Source organism: Streptomyces sp. NPDC097619, assembly GCF_040302735.1.
In the GTDB taxonomy this organism is placed as follows: Bacteria; Actinomycetota; Actinomycetes; order Streptomycetales; family Streptomycetaceae; genus Streptomyces.
Map to the genome: position 1 here is coordinate 1 of NZ_JBEOSD010000162.1, position 18,053 is coordinate 18,053.

Annotated in this window: 16 protein-coding genes and 1 pseudogene; 4 read left to right on the forward strand and 13 right to left on the reverse strand. The window is 74.5% G+C overall.

Going from position 1 to position 18,053, the window contains the following annotated elements:
• Window positions 1-81: 81 nt before the first annotated feature.
• The 7 genes from ABTZ17_RS30770 to ABTZ17_RS30800 all read right to left on the reverse strand — a co-directional run bounded on the left by ABTZ17_RS30770 (window position 82) and on the right by ABTZ17_RS30800 (window position 10,567).
• Complete coding sequence (locus tag ABTZ17_RS30770) at window positions 82-3,231, reverse strand: efflux RND transporter permease subunit (protein WP_352199055.1); 3,150 nt, start codon at window positions 3,229-3,231, stop codon at window positions 82-84.
• 120 nt (window positions 3,232-3,351) lie between these two features.
• Window positions 3,352-4,074: a response regulator gene (locus tag ABTZ17_RS30775; protein ID WP_352199056.1), complete on the reverse strand. Its 723-nt coding sequence runs from the start codon at window positions 4,072-4,074 to the stop codon at window positions 3,352-3,354.
• Window positions 4,071-5,342: a sensor histidine kinase gene (locus ABTZ17_RS30780; protein ID WP_502994914.1), complete on the reverse strand. Its 1,272-nt coding sequence runs from the start codon at window positions 5,340-5,342 to the stop codon at window positions 4,071-4,073. Before ABTZ17_RS30780 ends, ABTZ17_RS30775 begins: the two co-directional genes overlap by 4 nt.
• Before the next feature lie 75 nt (window positions 5,343-5,417).
• Window positions 5,418-6,086, reverse strand: a complete 669-nt coding sequence (locus tag ABTZ17_RS30785; protein WP_352199057.1) for a hypothetical protein — start codon at window positions 6,084-6,086, stop codon at window positions 5,418-5,420.
• Window positions 6,083-8,005 carry a phosphatidylglycerol lysyltransferase domain-containing protein gene (locus tag ABTZ17_RS30790; protein ID WP_352199058.1) on the reverse strand — a complete coding sequence of 641 codons (1,923 nt, stop codon included), beginning with the start codon at window positions 8,003-8,005 and terminating at the stop codon, window positions 6,083-6,085. Before ABTZ17_RS30790 ends, ABTZ17_RS30785 begins: the two co-directional genes overlap by 4 nt.
• A 78-nt stretch (window positions 8,006-8,083) precedes the next feature.
• Window positions 8,084-9,205 (reverse strand): nicotinate-nucleotide--dimethylbenzimidazole phosphoribosyltransferase, encoded by a 1,122-nt coding sequence (gene cobT, locus ABTZ17_RS30795; RefSeq protein WP_352199059.1) that lies wholly within the window; start codon window positions 9,203-9,205, stop codon window positions 8,084-8,086.
• Window positions 9,206-9,361: 156 nt separating this feature from the next.
• Window positions 9,362-10,567: a bifunctional adenosylcobinamide kinase/adenosylcobinamide-phosphate guanylyltransferase gene (locus ABTZ17_RS30800; RefSeq protein WP_352199060.1), complete on the reverse strand. Its 1,206-nt coding sequence runs from the start codon at window positions 10,565-10,567 to the stop codon at window positions 9,362-9,364.
• 98 nt (window positions 10,568-10,665) lie between these two features.
• Here ABTZ17_RS30800 and ABTZ17_RS30805 point away from each other — a divergent pair, with 98 nt between their 5' ends.
• Complete coding sequence (locus ABTZ17_RS30805) at window positions 10,666-10,884, forward strand: hypothetical protein (RefSeq protein ID WP_352199061.1); 219 nt, start codon at window positions 10,666-10,668, stop codon at window positions 10,882-10,884.
• 314 nt (window positions 10,885-11,198) lie between these two features.
• On the opposite strand, the gene ABTZ17_RS30810 is transcribed toward ABTZ17_RS30805, so the two are convergent.
• Together ABTZ17_RS30810 and ABTZ17_RS30815 are read right to left on the reverse strand one after the other, a co-directional pair.
• A complete protein-coding gene (locus ABTZ17_RS30810) occupies window positions 11,199-11,951 on the reverse strand; it encodes a class I SAM-dependent methyltransferase (protein WP_352199070.1) in 753 nt (250 codons plus the stop codon).
• Between the two features lie 38 nt (window positions 11,952-11,989).
• Window positions 11,990-12,601: a DUF3043 domain-containing protein gene (locus tag ABTZ17_RS30815; protein WP_352199062.1), complete on the reverse strand. Its 612-nt coding sequence runs from the start codon at window positions 12,599-12,601 to the stop codon at window positions 11,990-11,992.
• A 312-nt stretch (window positions 12,602-12,913) separates the two neighbouring features.
• Between ABTZ17_RS30815 and ABTZ17_RS30820 the strand changes: the two genes are divergently transcribed.
• Together ABTZ17_RS30820 and pspAA are read left to right on the forward strand one after the other, a co-directional pair.
• On the forward strand, window positions 12,914-13,705 hold the full coding sequence (locus ABTZ17_RS30820; protein WP_352199063.1) for a PspA/IM30 family protein: 792 nt from the start codon (window positions 12,914-12,916) through the stop codon (window positions 13,703-13,705).
• A 14-nt stretch (window positions 13,706-13,719) separates the two neighbouring features.
• Window positions 13,720-13,998: a PspA-associated protein PspAA gene (gene pspAA, locus ABTZ17_RS30825; RefSeq protein WP_352199064.1), complete on the forward strand. Its 279-nt coding sequence runs from the start codon at window positions 13,720-13,722 to the stop codon at window positions 13,996-13,998.
• Here the strand turns inward: pspAA and ABTZ17_RS30830 are convergent.
• Window positions 13,970-14,779: a hypothetical protein gene (locus ABTZ17_RS30830; protein WP_352199065.1), complete on the reverse strand. Its 810-nt coding sequence runs from the start codon at window positions 14,777-14,779 to the stop codon at window positions 13,970-13,972. The two genes, pspAA and ABTZ17_RS30830, sit on opposite strands and share 29 nt — an antisense overlap.
• Before the next feature lie 70 nt (window positions 14,780-14,849).
• On the opposite strand from ABTZ17_RS30830, the gene ABTZ17_RS30835 reads away from it, so the two are divergent.
• Window positions 14,850-15,671: an adenosylcobinamide-GDP ribazoletransferase gene (locus ABTZ17_RS30835; protein ID WP_352199066.1), complete on the forward strand. Its 822-nt coding sequence runs from the start codon at window positions 14,850-14,852 to the stop codon at window positions 15,669-15,671.
• Window positions 15,672-15,715: 44 nt separating this feature from the next.
• Here ABTZ17_RS30835 and ABTZ17_RS30840 read toward each other — a convergent pair whose 3' ends face one another.
• From ABTZ17_RS30840 to ABTZ17_RS30850, 3 genes and pseudogenes are all read right to left on the reverse strand, one after another.
• Window positions 15,716-16,597: an endo alpha-1,4 polygalactosaminidase gene (locus ABTZ17_RS30840; protein WP_352199067.1), complete on the reverse strand. Its 882-nt coding sequence runs from the start codon at window positions 16,595-16,597 to the stop codon at window positions 15,716-15,718.
• On the reverse strand, window positions 16,594-17,241 hold the full coding sequence (locus tag ABTZ17_RS30845) for a spherulation-specific family 4 protein (protein WP_352199068.1): 648 nt from the start codon (window positions 17,239-17,241) through the stop codon (window positions 16,594-16,596). The genes ABTZ17_RS30840 and ABTZ17_RS30845 overlap by 4 nt, the downstream gene beginning before the upstream one ends.
• A 114-nt stretch (window positions 17,242-17,355) precedes the next feature.
• Window positions 17,356-18,053: pseudogene (locus tag ABTZ17_RS30850) on the reverse strand (hypothetical protein); the annotation flags it as partial.

Genomic DNA, 18,053 nt, shown 5'->3' on the forward strand with positions numbered 1-18,053 from the left:
CCGACGGCCGCAGCTGGGTGCCGGTCCGTCACCTCGGCGCCGCCACCGAGTACAAGGTGCACGCGGTGTCCGGACGCCGGATCAGACCGTGCTCGGCCTGCCCTCCGGGGAGTCCGCCTGCGCCGGCAGCTCCGGATCCGAGGCGGTGCCGTCACCGGTACGGGCCGCCCGCTTGGCGGCCCGCTTCGCCGCCCGCCGCTCCTTGCGGAGCTCGACCATGGCGTACAGGGTCGGCACCAGCAGCAGGGTGAGCAGGGTGGAGCTGACCAGGCCGCCGATCACGACCACGGCCAGCGGCTGGGAGATGAACCCGCCCTCGCCGGTGACGCCCAGCGCCATCGGCAGCAGCGCGAAGATCGTCGCCAGGGCGGTCATCAGGATCGGCCGGAGCCGGTGCCGGCCGCCCTCGATCACGGCCTCGACCACGCCGAGCCCCTGGGCCCGGTACTGGTTGACGAGGTCGATGAGCACGATGGCGTTGGTGACCACGATGCCGATGAGCATCAGCATGCCGATCATCGCCGGGACGCCCATGGGGGTGCCGGTGACCAGCAGCAGGCCGAGGGCACCGGTGGCCGCGAAGGGGATGGACACCAGCAGGATCAGCGGCTGGACCAGCGACCGGAAGGTGGCGACCAGCAGCATGAACACGATCGCGACGGCCGCGAACATGGCCAGGAACAGCGAGGCGAACGCCTCGTCCTGGTCCTCCGCGACCCCGCCCACCGAGGCCGTGGCCCCCTCGGGCAGGTCCAGGGACTTCAGCGCGGTCTGGAGGGCCGAGCCCACCGCGCCGGTGTTGTCCCCGAGCGGCTTGGCCGAGATGGTGGCCGCGCGGGCCCCGTCGATCCGGGTCATGGAGACCGGGCCGGGCACCAGGGCCACCTCGGCGAGGTCGCCCAGCGTGGCCGGGCCGACCGGCAGGGCCTTCAGTTCCGCCAGGGTGCGGGCGGTCCGCGCCGAGGTCAGCACGATGTCCCGCTCGGTGTCGTCGAGCACGGCCTTGCCCACCGGCAGTCCGCGCACGGACTGGGCGACGAGCCGCCCCAGGGCGGCCTGGTCCAGGCCCGCGGCCGCGGCCCCGGGACCGGCGGTGATCGAGATCCGCGGCACCGACTGGGCGAGGTCGCTCTGCACGTCGCTGACGTCGTCCAGCTCCGCCACGGCGGCCCGGACCTGCTCGGCGGCCCGCTGGAGCACCGCGCCGTCGCCGGCCTTCACCACGACCTTCAGGTCCTGGTTGCCGAAGCCGTCACCGGCCGCGATGGTCGTCTCCCCGACGCCGTCGAGCCGGTCCAGTCCGGCCCGGATGGCGTCGCGGGTGCGCTCGTAGGCTCCGGCGTCCTCCAGGGTCACCTGGTACGAGGCCTGGTTGGTGTCGGTGCCGCCGCCGAAGGCCGCGAGGAAGCCGGAGGACCCGATCCGGACCTGGTAGTCCTTCACGCCCTCGGTCCCGGCGAGCACGCCCTCCACCTTGCGGGCGGCGGCGTCCGTGGCGGACAGGCTGGTGCCGACGGGGAGTTCCTGCTTGACGGTGAGGATCTCCTGCTCGCCCTGGTCGAAGAAGTTCGTCTTCAGCAGCGGGGCCATCGCGAAGGTGCCGATCAGCACCACCACGGCCAGGGAGACGCTGGTCAGGCGGCGGCGGGTGGCGAACCGCAGCACCGGCACGTAGCCGCGCTGGAGCAGGCTGCGGGCCTCCTTCTCCTCGGCGGCCCGGCGGGCCTCCTCCGGGTCCTCGGAGGTGCCCTTGGGGGCCCTCAGGAACCAGTACGAGAGCACCGGGACCACCGTCAGCGACACCAGCAGCGAGGCCAGCAGGGCCGCGGTGACGGTCAGCGAGAAGGAGCCGAACAGCTCGCCGATCATGCCGCCGGTCAGACCCACCGGCAGGAACACGGCCACGGTGGTCAGGGTGGAGGAGGTGACCGCCCCGGAGACCTCGCGGACCGCGGTGACGATGGCGGCCTCCCGCTCCTCGCCGTAGCCGAGGTGCCGCTTGATGTTCTCCAGGACCACGATGGAGTCGTCGACGACCCGGCCGACGGCGATGGTGAGCGCGCCGAGGGTCAGCATGTTGAGCGACAGGTCGCGGGTCCACAGCACGATCAGGGCGAGGACCACCGACAACGGGATGGACACCGCGGTGACGAGCGTGGAGCGCACCGAGGCCAGGAACACCAGGATCACGACCACGGCGAAGACCAGGCCGAGCAGGCCCTCGGTGGTGAGGCTGGAGATGGACTTGGCGACCGCCGGACCCTGGTCGCTGACCACGGTCAGCTCGGCACCGGCGCCGAGGGCGGCCCGCAGCGCGGGCAGTTCCGCCTTCACGGCGTCGGAGATGGCGACGGCGCTGCCGTCCTTGTCCATGGTGACGACCACGGCCAGGCTCGGCTTGCCGTTGGTGCGGGTCAGGGAGTCGGCCGGGGCGGGCTCCTGGGCCACCTTCGCGAGGTCGCCGAGGCGGACCGCGGGCTTCCCGGGGCCGGCGGGGATCCGCAGGTCCTGGATCTGCGCCAGGGAGGTCAGGCCGGCGCCGACGCGGACGGTCCGGTTCTTGCCCTCCTCGTCGAAGGACCCGGCGGGCACGGTGGCGCCGGCCGACTGGAGGGCCAGGGCGAGCGCCCCGGCGTCCAGGCGGGCGCGGGCCAGGGCGGCCTGGTCCGGGGTGACGGTGACCCGGAGGTCCCGGACACCGTCCACGCTGACCTGGCCGACCCCGTCGATGTCCTCCAGCACCGGCAGGACGTTGCGGTCCAACTGGTCGGCCAGGGCCTGCTGGTCCTGACCGGAGGAGGCGGCCAGGACCACCGTCGGGATGTCGTCGGTGGAGCCGGCGACGACCTGCGGGTCCACCTCGGCGGGCAGCCGCACCCGGGCCCGGTTGACGGCCTGCTGCACGTCGGCGACCAGTTGCTTGGTGCTCTGGTCCCCGTACGAGAACGTCGCCATGATCAGGGCGTTGCCCTCACTGGCGGTGGAGGTGACCCCGGTGATCCCGTCCACGGCCTTGATGGTGGCCTCCAGGGGCTCCACCACCTGCTTCTCGACCACGTCGGGCGAGGCCCCCTGGTAGGGGGCGAGGACGGACACCATCGGGAGTTCGATGGACGGCAGCAGCTGCTGCTTGAGCTGGGGGATCGCGATGGCGCCGAAGACGAGCGCCACGATCGAGACGAGGCCGGTCAGGGCCCTCTGTTGGAGGCTGAGGCGGGACAGCCAGGACATGGGCGGATCTCTCTGCTGTGACTCTGCGGGCCGCACCACCCTGGCCGAGGCGCCCGCCCCGGCGCCTCGGCCCCAGGTCCCCTCTTTATCCCGGGCATACAGCGTTCGGAGTACGCGGCCCTACTGCGCGGCACCACCGGGCGCCTGGTCGGTACGGGGTCGGACCAGGCCCGATTCGTACGCGATGACGACGAGTTGGGCGCGGTCGCGGGCGGACAGTTTGGCCATGGCCCGGTTCACGTGCGTCTTCACGGTGAGCGGGCTGACCTCCAACCGCAGGGCGATCTCGTCGTTGGAGAGGCCGCCTCCCACGTGGACCAGCACCTCCCGCTCCCGGCCGGTGAGGGCGTCGAGCCGGGCGGCCGGTCCGGGTGCCGACGGGTCGGGTCCGGCGCCGCCGCCCTGGGCGAGGAAACGGGCGATCAGGCCTTTGGTGGCGGCCGGGGACAGCAGGGCCTCCCCCGCCGCGGCCACCCGGATGGCGCCGAGGAGTTCCTCCGGTTCGGCGCCCTTGCCGAGGAAGCCGGAGGCGCCCGCGCGCAGGGCCTGGACCACGTACTCGTCCACCTCGAAGGTGGTGAGCATGACCACGCGGACCTCGGACAGTTCGGGGTCGGCGCTGATCAGGCGGGTGGCGGTGAGCCCGTCCGTGCCGGGCATCCGGATGTCCATGAGGACCACGTCGGCGCGGTGCTCGCGGGCCAGTTCCACGGCCTGGGCGCCGTCGGACGCCTCGGCGACGACCTCCATGTCGGGCTCGGAGTTGACCAGGACCTTGAAGGCGCTGCGCAGCAGGGCCTGGTCGTCCGCGAGCAGGACGCGGATGGGGCGCGCGGGGTTCAACTGGCTTCCTCCCTGACTCCGTCGAGGGGCAGGATCGCATGGACCCGCCAGCCGCCGCCGTAGCGGGGCCCCGCGGAGCAGGCGCCGCCGAGGGCGGTGGCGCGTTCCCGCATGCCGAGGATGCCGTGACCGCCGGCGCCGTCGTGGCCGGGATCGGCTTCGTGTCCGGGAGCGGCGGCGGTGCCGGGGGTGGGGTCGGTGCCGCCGTCGTCGATGACGGTGACCTCGACGCGGCCGCCCACCCGGACCACGCTGACCTCGGCCCGGGCCCCCGGCGCGGCGTGCTTGCGGACGTTGGTGAGGGCCTCCTGCACCACCCGGTAGGCGGCGAGGTCCACGGCGGCCGGGAGCGGGGCGGCCGTCTCGTCGCGGGCCACGGACACCGGGAGTCCGGCGTGCCGGAAGGTGTCCACCAGGTCGTCGAGGAGGGCCAGGCCCGGGGCGGGCTCGGTGGGCGCCTCGGGGTCCCCGGACTGGCGCAGCAGGCCGACGGTGGCGCGGAGTTCGTCCAGGGCCGAGCGGCTGGCCTCCCGGACGTGCGCCAGGGCCTCCTTGGCCTGGTCGGGCCGCCGGTCCATGACGTGCGCGGCCACCCCGGCCTGCACGTTGACGAGGGCGATGTGGTGGGCGACCACGTCGTGCAGGTCTCGGGCGATGCGCAGGCGCTCCTCCGCGACCCGGCGCCGGGCCTCCTCCTCGCGGGTCCGTTCGGCGCGTTCGGCGCGTTCGCGCATGGCGTCGACGAAGGCCCGGCGGGAGCGGACGGCGTCCCCGGCGGCCGCGGCCATCCCGGTCCAGGCGAACAGGCCCAGGTTCTCCTGGGCGTACCAGGGCATGGGCCCGGCCAGCATGGCGGCCGTGGTCAGCCCGGTCATGGTGAGCAGCCCCACCCGCCAGGTGGTCGGCCGGTCCGTGGACGCGGCGACCGTGTACAGGGCGACCACGGCCGACATCGCCACCGGGGCCCGCTGCGGCCCCGACAGCAGCTCCACCAGGGTGATGGCGGAGGTCGCCGCGAGCACGGTCCGCGGGTGCCGGCGGCGCAGCACCAGCGCGAGGGCGCCGAGCAGCATCAGGGCCAGGCTCGGCAGGTCCGGGGTGCGGGTGCCGAAGGTGGGGCGGCCCTCGGGGCCGTGCGGGTCGGCGAACGATCCGAGGATCATGGCGGCGAGGACGGCCAGGGCCAGCATGGCGTCGGTGGCCGTGGGGTGGGAGCGGAGCCAGGTGCCGGTGCGGGCCAGGGGGGTGGGGGGTGGGTTCGCCGTCACGGGCCCACCGTACCCGCGGGGGCGGGGGCGGCCGGCCCGCTCCGCCCGGCCGCCGCGCGGGCCCCGCCGGGGCGGTCAGTCCGGGTGGGGGCGGTGGGTGAGGAGGGAGCGGGCGGCGCAGAGGAGGAGGACGGCCGCGATCGCGGCCAGGTGCTCCTTGCCGGCCAGGTTGTTCTTGACCAGGACCTCGCCGATCATCACCAGCACGACCAGGGCCCCGGTCAGCCGGGCCCCGTACTGCCAGCAGACGTACACGGCGAGGCCGACCACCGCCGCCGAGGGCCCGGTGTCGTTGACGAGGCGGTCGGAGTCGGGCAGGCCGAGCGGGTGGTCGGGTCCCAGGGCCAGGCCGATGCGGGCGTAGGTGGTGCCCGCGAGGGTGGCGAGGTAGCCGATGAGGAGGGTCCGCCACCAGCCGATGCAGATCTCCGCGATGCCGAAGACGAGCAGGATCTGGGCGAGCGCGCCCCAGACCGGCAGGTCCAGGGCGGGCACGAACAGCGACAGCGGGGTGCGGAGCAGGGCGAGCCAGAGCGGGTCGCTGGCCTTGACCGAGCCGAGGTTCTGGACGAACTGGAAGCCCCAGGGCTGGTTCTGCACCACCTGGAAGACCGAGGTGAGGGCGACCGCGCCGAGGGTCATCGGCACGGCCCGCCACCCGCGGGTGGCGAGCGCGTGCTTCAGGGTGCCGTACAGCGGTCCCCACTCGCGGCGGGCGAAACGGGCGACGGCGCCCTGGCTCAACGCTTGGTCTCCAGGTGTCTGCGGTGCAGCCACTTGGGCAGGCCCGGGGCCTCCAGGAAGCCTTCGGCGCGGCCCGCGGCGATGCCGATCCGCAGGAGGTCGGAGCTCTTCTCGAAGAGCATGAACCGCGGTTCCCAGATCGGCCGGTACTTGGCGTTGGCCCGGTACAGGGACTCGATCTGCCACCAGCGGGAGAAGAAGCTGAGCAGGGAGCGCCACATCCGGAGCACGGGTCCGGCGCCGAGTCGGGAGCCGCGTTCGAAGACGGAGCGGAACATGGCGAAGTTCAGGGAGACCTGGGTGACGCCGATCTCCCGGGCCCGCTGGAGGAGTTCGATGACCATGAACTCCATGAGGCCGTTCTCGGAGTCCCGGTCGCGGCGCATGAGGTCCAGGGAGAGTCCCTTGGGGCCCCAGGGCACGAAGGAGAGCAGGGCGCGCAGTTCGCCTTCGGCGTCGGTGCACTCCAGCATCACGCACTGGCCGTCGCCGGGGTCGCCGAGCCGGCCGAGGGCCATGGAGAAGCCGCGTTCGGTGGCGCCGTCGCGCCAGTCGTCGGCGCGGCGGAGCAGTTCGGTCATCTCCTCGGCGGGGATGTCGGAGTGGCGTCGGATGCGGACCTGGTAGCCCGCGCGCTTGACCCGGTTGAAGGCCTGTCGGACGGTGCGCATGGCGCGGCCGTCGAGGGTGAACTCGGCGGTCTCCACGATGGCCTCGTCGCCGAGTTCCAGGGCGTCGAGGCCGTGCCGGGCGTAGACGGTGCCGGCCTCCTCGCTCGCGCCCATGACGGCGGGGACCCAGCCGTGTTCGCGGGCTTCGGCGAGCCAGGGTTCGATGGCCCCGGGCCAGGCTTCGGGGTCGCCGATGGGGTCGCCGGAGGCCAGGGAGACCCCGCCGACCACGCGGTAGGCGACGGCGGCCTTGCCGGTGGGCGACCAGACCACGCTCTTCTCGCGGCGGAGGGCGAAGTAGCCGAGGGAGTCGCGGTCGCCCTGCTTGGCGAGGAGGGCGCGCAGCCGTTCCTCGTCCTCCTCGGTGAGGGGGTCGACGGCCCGGCGGGAGCGGAAGGCGGCGAACAGCACGGCCAGCAGCAGGAGCATGGACATGAAGTTCACGGCCACGTCCACCCAGCCGGGGGTGTTGATGCCCGGGTAGGCGGAGTCGTCGCTGGCCAGGGTGACCAGGCGCATGACCCCGTACCGCCAGCGGTGCATGAAGGAGGACTCGGGGGCGTCGGGGGTGGTGTTGGTGAGGCCGACGAGCACGGCGGCGGCCAGTGAGGTGAGGAGCAGGCCGAAGACGGCGACCACGGCGGCGAGGCGCGGGTTGGAGCGGTCGCCCTTGGCGTAGAACTCGCGGCGGCCCAGTAGCAGGGCCACGACGAAGGCTCCGGTGAGGGCGAGGGAGACCCAGTTCTGGGGGTGCTCGCGGATCTCGGGGAACTCGGCGGTGGCCAGTCCGAGGAGGAGCAGCAGGAGGCCGCTGAGGACGAGGTTGAGGATCCAGGAGGCCCGTTTGCGGCGGCCCATGGTGACGGCCAGCAGCAGGGTGAAGAGGCCGGAGGCGAAGCCGGCCGTGAGCATGTACGGGGTGTAGAAGTCGTCGACGTTGTGCCGACGGAGGTCCTGGCCGAGGGAGACCCAGACGGCGCTCAGGAAGTTGATGAAGGTGACGGCCCGGAGGTACCAGACCGCGGACGTGGCAGCCCGTCGGGAACGGGCGGTGCTGCGCGCGGCGGGTGGTTCCGCGCCGCGGTCGGCGCCCCGGTCGCCGCCGGTGCGGTCGGTCGTGCTGCGGTCACCGGTCCGGCCGGGGGTGTCCCGGCCTTCTCCCCGTCCCGGTTCCCGGCCGGTCCCGCGGCCGGGATCCCGCTCCGCTGCTCGGCTGGTGTCGGCGGTACCCAAACGGACTTCTCCCATGAAAAACGATGATATGGGGCACCGCACGCCATGAGAGGGAGCGAGGGGTGCGACGCGGTCAGGGCCGCACCCCCCGGCTCAGCCGGTCGTCTCCACAGGGTCCGGGGCGGTCGTGTCCGCGTGCGCGTCCCCGCCGTCCCGCGGCTCCGCGCCCTCGGGGCGGAGCGGCAGTTCGGCCGCGAGCGCGGCGGCCGCCTGGACCAGGGGGAGTACGAGCAGTGCCCCGGTTCCTTCCCCCACAGTGACGCCGTGGTCGAGCACAGGGTTGAGCGCCATCCGGTCGAATGCCTTCGCCTGGCCGGGTTCCCCGCTGGTCTGGCCCGCGAGCCACCAGTCCGGGGCCCGGAACGCGGCGCGCTGGGCGACCAGGCCGGCGGCGGCGGTCACCACCCCGTCGAGGATCACCGGGGTGCGGCGCACGGCGCTCTGGAGGAGGAAACCGGTCAGGGCGGCCACGTCGGCCCCGCCGACCGCGGCGAGCAGTTCGAGCTGGTCGCCGAGGACGGGACGGGCCCGGCGCAGCGAGTCGCGGATCGCGGCGCACTTGCGCATCCAGGCGAGGTCGTCGACGGGCCGGCCGCCACGGCCGGTGACCACGGAGGCGTCGGTGCCGCAGAGCGCGGCGATGAGGGTGGCGGCGACGGTGGTGCCGCCCACGCTCACGTCACCGAGGACCACCAGGTCGGTGCCGGCGTCGGCCTCCTCGTCCGCGACGGCCATGCCGAGCCGGACCGCCGCCTCGGCCTCCGCCACGGTGAGGGCGTTGCCGGTGTCCGTACGGCCGCTGCCGCGGCGCACCCGGCGGCGGACGATCTCCTCGGGCAGCAGCTCCGGATCGCAGTCCAGTCCGGCGTCCACGATCCGCACCGGGACGCCGGTGCGGCGGGCCAGCACGGCCACCGCGCTCTCGCCGTCGAGCACGGCCCGCACCAGGGCGTGCGCGCCGCCCGCCGGCCGCGCGGAGACCCCGAGCTCCGCCACCCCGTGATCGGCGGCGAACAGCACCACCTTCGGGTGGGCGATCGGACTGACGGGCACCGAGCCCTGGGCCGCGGACAGCCAGTCGGCCAGCTCGTCGAGCCGGCCCAGCGCGCCGGGGGGCACGCTCAGCCGTTCGCGCCGCTCCTCGGCGTCTTGGCGCACGCCGGCGTCGGGGCGCTCGATCAGGTCGGAGAAGTCGTCGAGATTCAGGCGGTCCATTTTCCGAACAGTACAGGCGGGCGGGGGCCGTACCGGCGTACAGGCCTGGCCCCGCGACGACTCCGGCCGGCACCTTCCGCGGGCGCGCTCCGCGGGCCCGCGCCGGGCCCGTTCAGCCCTCCCTCTGCCCGTCCGCGGACCTCCTTCAGCCCTCCCTCAGGAGTCCTTCAGGACCAGCGCCTGACCGGCCACCACCAACAGCACCTGCTCGCTCTCGGCGGCCACCGCGGCGTTGAGACGACCCAGCTCGTCACGGAACCGACGGCCCGCCGCGGTGGCGGGCACCACCCCCGAACCGACCTCGTTGCTGACCGCGACGACCATCCGCGAGGTGGCCCGCAGGGCGGCCGTCAGCGCCTCGGTCCGCTTGCGGAGCAGGTCCCGACCGGTGGCCTCCCAGACCTCGTCCTCCCAGGCCCCGACCCGGTCCATGGCATCGGTCAGCCACAGCGCCAGACAGTCCACCAGCAGCGGCGGCCCGGAGGCGGCCAGCAGCGGTTCCAGCTCGCAGGTCTCGGTGGTCCGCCAACTGCCCGGCCGCCGCTCCCGGTGCAGCCCCACCCGGGACGCCCACTCCTGGTCCCCCTCCCGGGTGCCGCTCGTGGCCACGTACTCCACCTCCGGGAAGGCCGCCAGCCGCCGCTCGGCCTCCAGGGACTTGCCGGAACGGGCCCCGCCCAGCACCAGCGTCCGGCGGGGGACGTCCGGGACCGCGTGGTACTCCCCCGCGCGCAGCGTCGTGCCGTCCGGGACGGCCCGGGCCCCGGCCGCCGCCAGCCGCCGGTCCAGCTCCCGGCCCGGCGGCACCCCGTGGTCCAGGTGGACGGCCACCACCTCCGTGGCCGCCCCCACCAGCCCGGCGGCCCGCAACCGGGCCAGCCCGTCGGGCCGCCCGACCACGTCCATGAGCACCAGGTCGTACGGGACTCCCCCGGCACCCCGCACCCCGGCCGGGGCCCCGCCCGGCGGCAGGTAGAGCAGCCGCTCCCCGCCCGGCCCGGAGACCTCGTACCCGGTGCCGGGCGCGTCCATCGGGACGGCGCGCACCCGGTGCCCGCTGATCACCGACAGCTCCCGCCCGTCCGGGACCCGGCCCGCGGCGGGCAGCCCCGGTGGCAACTCCACGGCGGGTCCGTCGTGCGGATGGGTGAGGAGCACCTGCCGCACCCCGCTCAGCGAATGCCCCGCCCGGGCGGCGGCCAGCACCGCCCCCGGGGTGAGGTCGAGGAGCACGGCCCCGTCGACGAGCACGGCGGTGGCGGCGCGGGAGCGCGCGCCGACGGACACCGCGCACGCCGCGCAGGGGCAGCCGGGACGGGGGAGCCCTTCCGGGGCTCCTGTGCCGAGGAGAGTCAGTTCCACGAGGAAGATCCTCCCGCGTCCGCGCGAGTGATGCGCGCCCGGCTACGCTGCGGGGCAGTCTTAGGGCACGGAACGCCCAGCGAGCATCGGAGGCGGACATGGCATGGACGTGGCGATTCGAGCAGGCCGACGGCGGAGAGGCGGAGCTGCCGCAGGAGCTGAAGCCGGAGGAGTTCACGACCCAGGGGGACGCGGAGTCCTGGATCGGTGAGATCTGGAAGGGCCTGCTGGAGGCGGGCGTGGAACGGGTCCGCCTGTCGGACGACGCGGGGGTCGAGGTCTACGCGATGTCGCTGCGCGAGGCCGTCGACGCCTAGCCCCTGCGGGGCGGGGGGCGGGGACACGGCACCGGCACCCCCGGGGCCGGCCCCCTTCCTCGCCCTTTCGCCGGCGCGGCTCGAAGACGCGCTCAATCGCCGCGCGGGCTGGATCGTGCTTCCTGTCCACGGTGACCCGCGCCTTACCGATGCGCTCAAACGCCGCGCGGGCTGGATGTGGCCCTGTCCGCGATCATCTGCGGCTCGAAGACGCGCTCGAACTCCCCCGGCTACCGCTGGGGGAGATTGAGCGCATCCGTGAGGCGCGGACGACCGCGAACAGGGCCGGACACCGAGCCCGCGCAGCGGTCGGGTCAGCCGCGGACGCCGCAGAGGTGGAGGAGGGCGGCGACCCCGCGGTACGGATCGGTCCGCCCGGCCCGGTCCTCGGCGGCGAGGAGGCGCACCAGCTCTTCCTCGGCCGGGGCCGGCGCCCCCTCGGCGGCGAGGTCGGAGAAGACCCGGACCCCGTACCAGGAGTGGAGCGGCGCCCCGATCCCGGCCAGCGTGGCCGTGAGCACCGCGAGCCGGTCGGCGCGGACGGGCAGCCCGAGGTCGTCGGTGTACTCCGGGGAGTCGAAGGCGCCGAGCGCGCCGTCCCAGTCCCCGGACAGGCCCGCCCGCATGGCGAGCGCGTCGCCGTTGCGGACCAGCAGGGAGAGCAGGCCGCCGGGCGCGAGCATGCGGGCCAGCCCGGCCAGCATCGCGTCGGGTTCGGGCGCGTACATCAGCACTCCGTGGCAGAGGACCACGTCGAAGCCGCCGGGCAGGAAGTGGGCGCCGGTCTCTCGACCGTCGCCCTCCATCAGCCGGACCCGCTCGCGGATGCCCGCGGGCTCGCCGTCCAGCTCGGCGCGGGCCGCGGCGAGCTGTTCGGGGTCCGATTCCATGCCGGTGACCCGGTGCCCGGCGCGCGCGAGGCGCAGCGCCTGGGTGCCCGCGCCCATGCCGACGTCGAGGATCCGCAGGCGCTGCCCGACCGGGAAGCGCGCGCCGATCTGCTCGTCGACCTGGCGGGCGACGAGCTCCTGGCGGACGGTGTTGCGCAGGCCGCCGAGACCGGACAGCCGGGGTCCGGGGACCCCCGCGGAACCGTCCGGTTCGCTCAGGGCCGCTCTCCGCGCTTGACCTGCGGCTTGGGGAGGCGCAGTCGGCGCATCTGGAGGGTGCGCATCAGGCCGTAGACGACGGCGCCGCGCTTCGGCTGGTCGGGGAAGCGCTCGTTCAGGGCCTTGCGGAGGCGGAAGAACAGGCCGACCGAGTCGAGGAGGATCAGGGCGATCACGGCGAGCCACAGCAGCAGGGCGATGCTCTGCAGGGAGGCCACCCGGACCATGCTCAGCACCAGGATGATCACCGCGAGCGGCAGGAACATCTCGGCGACGGAGAACCGGGAGTCGACGTAGTCGCGGACGAAGCGGCGGACCGGGCCCTTGTCGCGGGCGGGCAGGAACCGCTCGTCGCCGTTGGCGAGGGCCTCGCGCTGGCGGGCCATCTCCACCCGGCGCCGCTCGCGGGCGCGCTTGGCGTCCTCCTTGCGGTTGCCGGTCGAGGCCACCACGGACTTGCGCTGCGACTGGGCGACAGCGCGCTTCGGCGTGGGGCGGCCCTTCGGGGCCTGCGGGTCACGGGGCTGCTTGGAGAGGTCCGGCGTCACCTTGTCGGCGGCGGGGGCCTTCTCTTCCTTGGAGGAACGGCTACCAAACACAGGACCCAAGGGTACGGGGTGGACGGCATGTGCCCCACCTCCGCGGGGAACGATCCGGCAACGACGTGCGTCTTCCGAGTGCCGGGCCCGGTCCGCCGGACCGGCGCAAAGGCGTTTCCCCACGCGTGGGCGGTCCCCGGAACCCGGAGATCACCTACTCCTCAGGCTGGAGACCGGAGCCCCCGGCCTCGTCCTGCAGGAGGAGCGCGGATGCCGTCCGGGAGTGCGGTAATAGAAGCAGGCCCCGCGTAGTGTGGGAGCTGTTGTCAGTGGTCAGCCGAAGTCCGTGGAAGTCCGTCCAGAAGGGGGCGCGCGAAGCCCATGAGCGGTGTCATGAAGCGTATGGGGATGATCTTCCGCGCGAAGGCGAACAAGGCCCTTGACCGGGCCGAGGACCCGCGCGAGACCCTCGACTACTCGTACCAGAAGCAGCTGGAGCTGCTGCAGAAGGTCCGCCGGGGCGTCGCGGACGTGGCCACTTCGCGCAAGCGCCTGGAGCTCCAGCTGAACCAGCTCCAGAGCCAGTCCGGGAAGCTGGAGGACCAGGGCCGCAAGGCGCTGGCCCTGGGCCGCGAGGACCTGGCCCGCGAGGCCCTGAGCCGTCGCTCCTCGCTCCAGCAGCAGATCTCCGACCTGGAGGTCCAGCACCAGACCCTCCAGGGCGAGGAGGAGAAGCTGACGCTGGCCGCGCAGCGGCTCCAGGCCAAGGTGGACGCCTTCCGCACGAAGAAGGAGACCATCAAGGCCACCTACACCGCGGCCCAGGCGCAGACCCGCATCGCGGAGTCCTTCTCCGGCATCTCCGAGGAGATGAGCGACGTCGGCCTGGCCATCCAGCGGGCCGAGGACAAGACGGCGCAGCTCCAGGCCCGCGCCGGCGCCATCGACGAGCTGCTGGCCTCCGGCGCCCTCGACGACCGGACCGGTCTGGGCTCCAAGGACGACATCCAGGCCGAGCTGGACCGCCTCTCCGGCGGCACCGACGTGGAGCTGGAGCTCCAGCGGATGAAGGCCGAGCTGGCGGGCGGCGGCGCGCAGAACCCGGCCATCGAGGGCGGCACCGGCGACGCCTCCCCGCAGTCCCGCCCCCAGCACCGCTTCGACAAGAACTGAGGAACGGGGCCGTCATGATCGTCCGCATCATGGGGGAAGGCCAGGTCCGGCTCGGCGAGGAGCACCTGCCCGAGCTGAACCGGCTCGACGACGAACTGCTCGACGAGATCCGCAACGGCGACGGGCCCGGTTTCCGGGCCACGCTGTCGGCGCTCCTGGAGAAGGTCCGGGAGCTCGGCAGCCCGCTGCCCGACGAGGCCCTGGAGCCCTCCGAGCTGATCCTCCCGGCCGCGGACGCCACTCTCGAAGAGGTCCGCGCCCTCCTCAACGACGACGGCCTGATCCCGGGCTGACCCGTTCGTCGGAGCCCTCCGACCCGCCGGCCCGCCCGGCCGGGGACGGGTCGGGGGCACCGCCGATCCAGTCGTGCAGCCGGCGGCGCGGCGCCGCCCAGCGCCGGTCGTGGTGATAGGCCCGCAGCCCGGCCCGGGCGCGGGCCTTCGGCCTGTTCGCGTAGAACTTCTTCGCGTACGGCGAGCCGGGCCGGGCCAGCCGGACCGCCCCGATCAGCGCGACGAACGGCACCAGCGTGCCCACCAGCGCGGTGCGGGGCTTGCCCTTCCACAGGGCGAACAGGGCCAGGAAGAAGTTGGTCGCCGTGTTGATGGCGACCAGGCCGCGGTTGTTCCGTTCGGAGTGGGTCAGCTCGTTGACGCCGAAGGGCAGGAAGCCGCCGAGGACCAGCGCCACCAGCGCGGCCGTCAGCACCACGATCTCCACGCTCTTGCGGCCCTGCTCGCTCCAGTACACGTCGTCCAGGTGCAGGATCAGCGCGAACTCGTCGAGGACCAGGCCGGCGCCGAGCCCGAACAGCACCGCCGACAGCAGGGCCCCGAAGCTGTGCCGGCCGCTGCCGATGGCCCCGAACCCGCCGATGATCACCAGGACCACCCCGGGCACCACGTGGTGCACGTGCACACCGCCGGGGGTGATGTTCTTGAAGGGGCCGCGGCCCGCCCGGATCAGGCGGGTGATCGTACGGGTGACCAGGAAGGACGCCACGAAGGAGACCAGGGCCAGCAGCAGTGGCAGCTTGCCCGGCTCGACGATGTTGCGATACCACCAGTGACCCATTTCACCAGCTCCCCGTTTGGCCCGTAATGGGCAATTTACCTGGGGCGGTCACCGGGTACCGTTCGCGGCGATGACCGATTCCCCACCGCCCCGGCCCCCGGCCGACGAGGGCGCCCGCCTCTCCGACGGCCTCCGCTTCGCCTTCGGGACCCTCACCGTGCTGCCCGCCCGGATCACCCGCTGGGACCGGCCCGCGGCCCGCACCGGCATGCTCTGCGCCCCGGTGGCCGGCCTGGTGGTGGGACTGCTCTCGGCCGCCACCGGCACCGTGCTGCTCCTGCTGGGCGCCGGGCCGTTGCTCGCCGCCGTGGCCACCACGGGGGTGCCCGCCGCGCTGACCCGCGGTCTGCACCTGGACGGACTGGCCGACACCGCCGACGGGTTGGGCAGCGCCAAGCCCGCCGAGGAGGCCCTGCGGATCATGAAGCGGTCCGACATCGGGCCCTTCGGCGTGATCGTCCTGCTCCTCGTCCTGGGCCTCCAGACCGCCGCGCTGGCCGAGCTGTACCGGGAGGGACCGGTCACCGGGGCCCTGGCCGCGGTGGTCGCCGCCGTCACCGCCCGGCTCGCCCTGACCCTGGCCTCCCGGACCGGGGTCCCCGCCGCCCGTCCCGAGGGCCTGGGCGCCACCGTGGCCGGGGCGGTGCCCGTGCGGTCGGCGTTGCTCCTGGCCGGCGGGGTGACCGTGGCCACGGCGCTGGTCGCGCTGCCGCTGGGCGGTGCGCCGGCCGCCGCGCAGGGCGTGCTCGCGGTCCTCGCGGCGCTGGCGGTGGCGGAATGCCTGCTGCGACGCTGCACGGGCCGGTTCGGCGGGGTCACCGGCGACGTGTTCGGGGCCGTCGCCGAGAGCGCGGCGGCCACCGTGCTCGTCGTGCTCAGCCTCGGCGGCTGACGCCCGGACCCTCCGCGGCCCCGGGCCCCCGCCCCCGATCCCCTTCAGCAGGTGCGCCGCCACGCCCCCAGGTCGTACTCCTTGCGCAGGGAGCTGAGCCCCAGGTCGCGGCTCTGCGCGCAGAACCGCTCCACGGGCAGCTCGTACTCGGCGTGGAAGACCGCCTTGCCCGCCTTCAGGAACGGCAGCAGCAGGTGGCACTCCCCGTACTGGGCGCACTGCTCGTTCACGGCGAAGTCGAAGTCGTCGACGAGCTCGGGGATCTGGTCGAGGTCGTTCTTCAGGCCCACCGACAGGCCGCGCTCCCGGGCCATCCGGGCGATGAGCCGGTTGTAGCGGAGCTGGTCGGCGGCGGTCAGGGGGAAGCCGGTGTCGTTACGGTAGCCGTCCATGTTGTCGGGCTCGACGGCGTCGAAGCCCTTCTCCCGGCACAGGTCCAGCCGTTCCGCCATCAGCGGGGCCAGCACCTCGGTGCGGCGGATGTCCAACCACCGCTCGCCCTCCCAGCCGTTGGAGCGGCCGAGCACGGCCTTCGGGAAGGCGTCGGCGTCGGGCCGGAAGTCCTCCCAGGCGCCGGTGGACAGGTAGCAGATCACCTTGCGCCCGTCCCGGTGCAGGGCGGCGACCTGGGCCGCCGAGGTGGTGAAGGCGTCCACGTCGTAGACGGGCACGTCCACCGACGGGTCCAGCCGCCCGGTCAGCTGCCACTGCCAGGGGGTGCCCGGTCGGGGCCGCCAGCGGGCCGCCGGATCGGGAGACGGGCCGCCCGGCCCCGGGGACGCGGACGGGTTCCGGCCCGCCGGGTCCGAGGGACCGTCAGGGGGTCCCGCGGTGCAGGCCGTCAGGGCCAGCAGCAGCGGGAGCAGCAGCCGCAGCGCCCGCCGGTGGGGCCCCGGCCCGGCGGCCGCCCGCCCTCCCCCGGTCATCCGGCGGCCTCCAGGGCGTGGGGCAGGCTCCGCCAGGGGTGGCTGCCGGTGCCGGGCACCGCGCAGTGCACGGCGGCCCGGCGCCGGCGGGCCAGCGCCGCGGTGTCGGCGCCCTCGGGGACGGCGTACACCAGGTGGCAGAAGCGTTCGGCGGGGTGCGCCGCCGTCCAGTCCGGGACCTCCGCCTCCTGGTAGGCGTCCCAGGGGCCCTCGAAGGTGACGAGCAGATCGCCGAGGCCCGCGAACCCGGGGTGCGGGTGGGTGCCGTGGTTGAGGACCACCGTGTCCGCGCCCGCGGCCCGGGCGGCGACCTCCAGCCGCCGGTAATGCGGGAGCAGTTCCTCCTCGGCGGCCACCTGGTCCAGGAAGGTGCCGTCGGCCCCGTACCAGTCGCGGTGCCGCAGCAGATCGCGGACGACCTCCTGGTGCGGGCGCCGCCCGTAGTCGGTGTCGGCGTAACCGAGCACCGCGACGCCTGCGTCCCGGAGCTCGGCGGAGACCTCGGCGAACTGCGGGTCGGGGGCGTCCCCGGGCCCGTTGGCGGGGTTGAGGACCACCCCGTACAGCCGGCCGGCGGAGCGGACCAGCGCCGCCCAGTCGGCGGGCCGGTCGGCGGGGTGCTCGTACAGCGGCACCAGCAGCATGGCGTCGTCCTTGTCGTGGTCGGGCGGGGAACGGGCGGGGCGTGCGCGGCGGATCGGCGGCAGCGCGTGCCGGGCGTCGCGGAACGGGCGGGCGGGCGGGAGTGACGACGCGCCCTAGCGGTGGGCGGTGGTGCGGCCGAGGGTCAGCCAGGCCAGGGCCGACAGCAGGACCGCCGCGCCCGCCGCCACCGCCGTCTGCACCAGGCGCGGGTGCCCGGTGCCGAGGAGCAGGCAGGTGCTCTGGACGGCCGCGGCGCCCAGGCAGACCAGGGCCGCGGGCCGGACCGCCCCGAAGGACTGGAGCAGCAGCCCCGTCCACATGACCGCCCCCAGGAGCAGCAGGACGGCGATCCGGACCCCGCCCAGCCCGGGCGCGCCCGGCCACAGCAGGGTGCCGGTGACGCCCAGGGCGAGCAGGACGGCCAGGTAGGAGGTGAGGCAGCGGGCCAGGGTGAGCGCCATCGCCCGGCGGAACCAGGCCGGGCTGTGCGCGGCCCGCAGCCCGGCCAGGGTGCCGCTGCGGAAGCGGTGCAGCAGCCATTCGGCGGGCCCCATGCTGAGGGTGAGGGCCACCGCGGAGGGGGCCGCCGCGGCGGCCGCCCGGCCGCCCGCCAGGACCTCGCCCAGCGCCGCGTACAGCACCAGTACGCCGGTGCCCAGGCCGAACATCCCGTAGGGCAGGGAGTCCGCCAGCCGCGGCCCGGCCGGGGGCAGTTCCTCGCCGCCCCCGCGCAGGGTGCGCCAGCGCACCGCGCCGGGCCGTACCCGGGCGCCGTGCGCGGGCCAGCCAGCCCGCCCGGCGGCCCCGTTCC

What these genes read in the sequence shown, in the direction of transcription:
- ABTZ17_RS30770 (WP_352199055.1), bottom strand. Translation starts at nt 3,231, where the DNA reads ATGTCCTGGCTGTCCCGCCTCAGCCTCCAACAGAGGGCCCTGACCGGC.
- ABTZ17_RS30790 (WP_352199058.1), bottom strand. Translation starts at nt 8,005, where the DNA reads ATGGGAGAAGTCCGTTTGGGTACCGCCGACACCAGCCGAGCAGCGGAG.
- cobT (WP_352199059.1), bottom strand. Translation starts at nt 9,205, where the DNA reads ATGGACCGCCTGAATCTCGACGACTTCTCCGACCTGATCGAGCGCCCC.
- ABTZ17_RS30805 (WP_352199061.1), top strand. Translation starts at nt 10,666, where the DNA reads ATGGCATGGACGTGGCGATTCGAGCAGGCCGACGGCGGAGAGGCGGAG.
- ABTZ17_RS30820 (WP_352199063.1), top strand. Translation starts at nt 12,914, where the DNA reads ATGAGCGGTGTCATGAAGCGTATGGGGATGATCTTCCGCGCGAAGGCG.
- pspAA (WP_352199064.1), top strand. Translation starts at nt 13,720, where the DNA reads ATGATCGTCCGCATCATGGGGGAAGGCCAGGTCCGGCTCGGCGAGGAG.
- ABTZ17_RS30830 (WP_352199065.1), bottom strand. Translation starts at nt 14,779, where the DNA reads ATGGGTCACTGGTGGTATCGCAACATCGTCGAGCCGGGCAAGCTGCCA.
- ABTZ17_RS30835 (WP_352199066.1), top strand. Translation starts at nt 14,850, where the DNA reads ATGACCGATTCCCCACCGCCCCGGCCCCCGGCCGACGAGGGCGCCCGC.
- ABTZ17_RS30840 (WP_352199067.1), bottom strand. Translation starts at nt 16,597, where the DNA reads ATGACCGGGGGAGGGCGGGCGGCCGCCGGGCCGGGGCCCCACCGGCGG.
- ABTZ17_RS30845 (WP_352199068.1), bottom strand. Translation starts at nt 17,241, where the DNA reads ATGCTGCTGGTGCCGCTGTACGAGCACCCCGCCGACCGGCCCGCCGAC.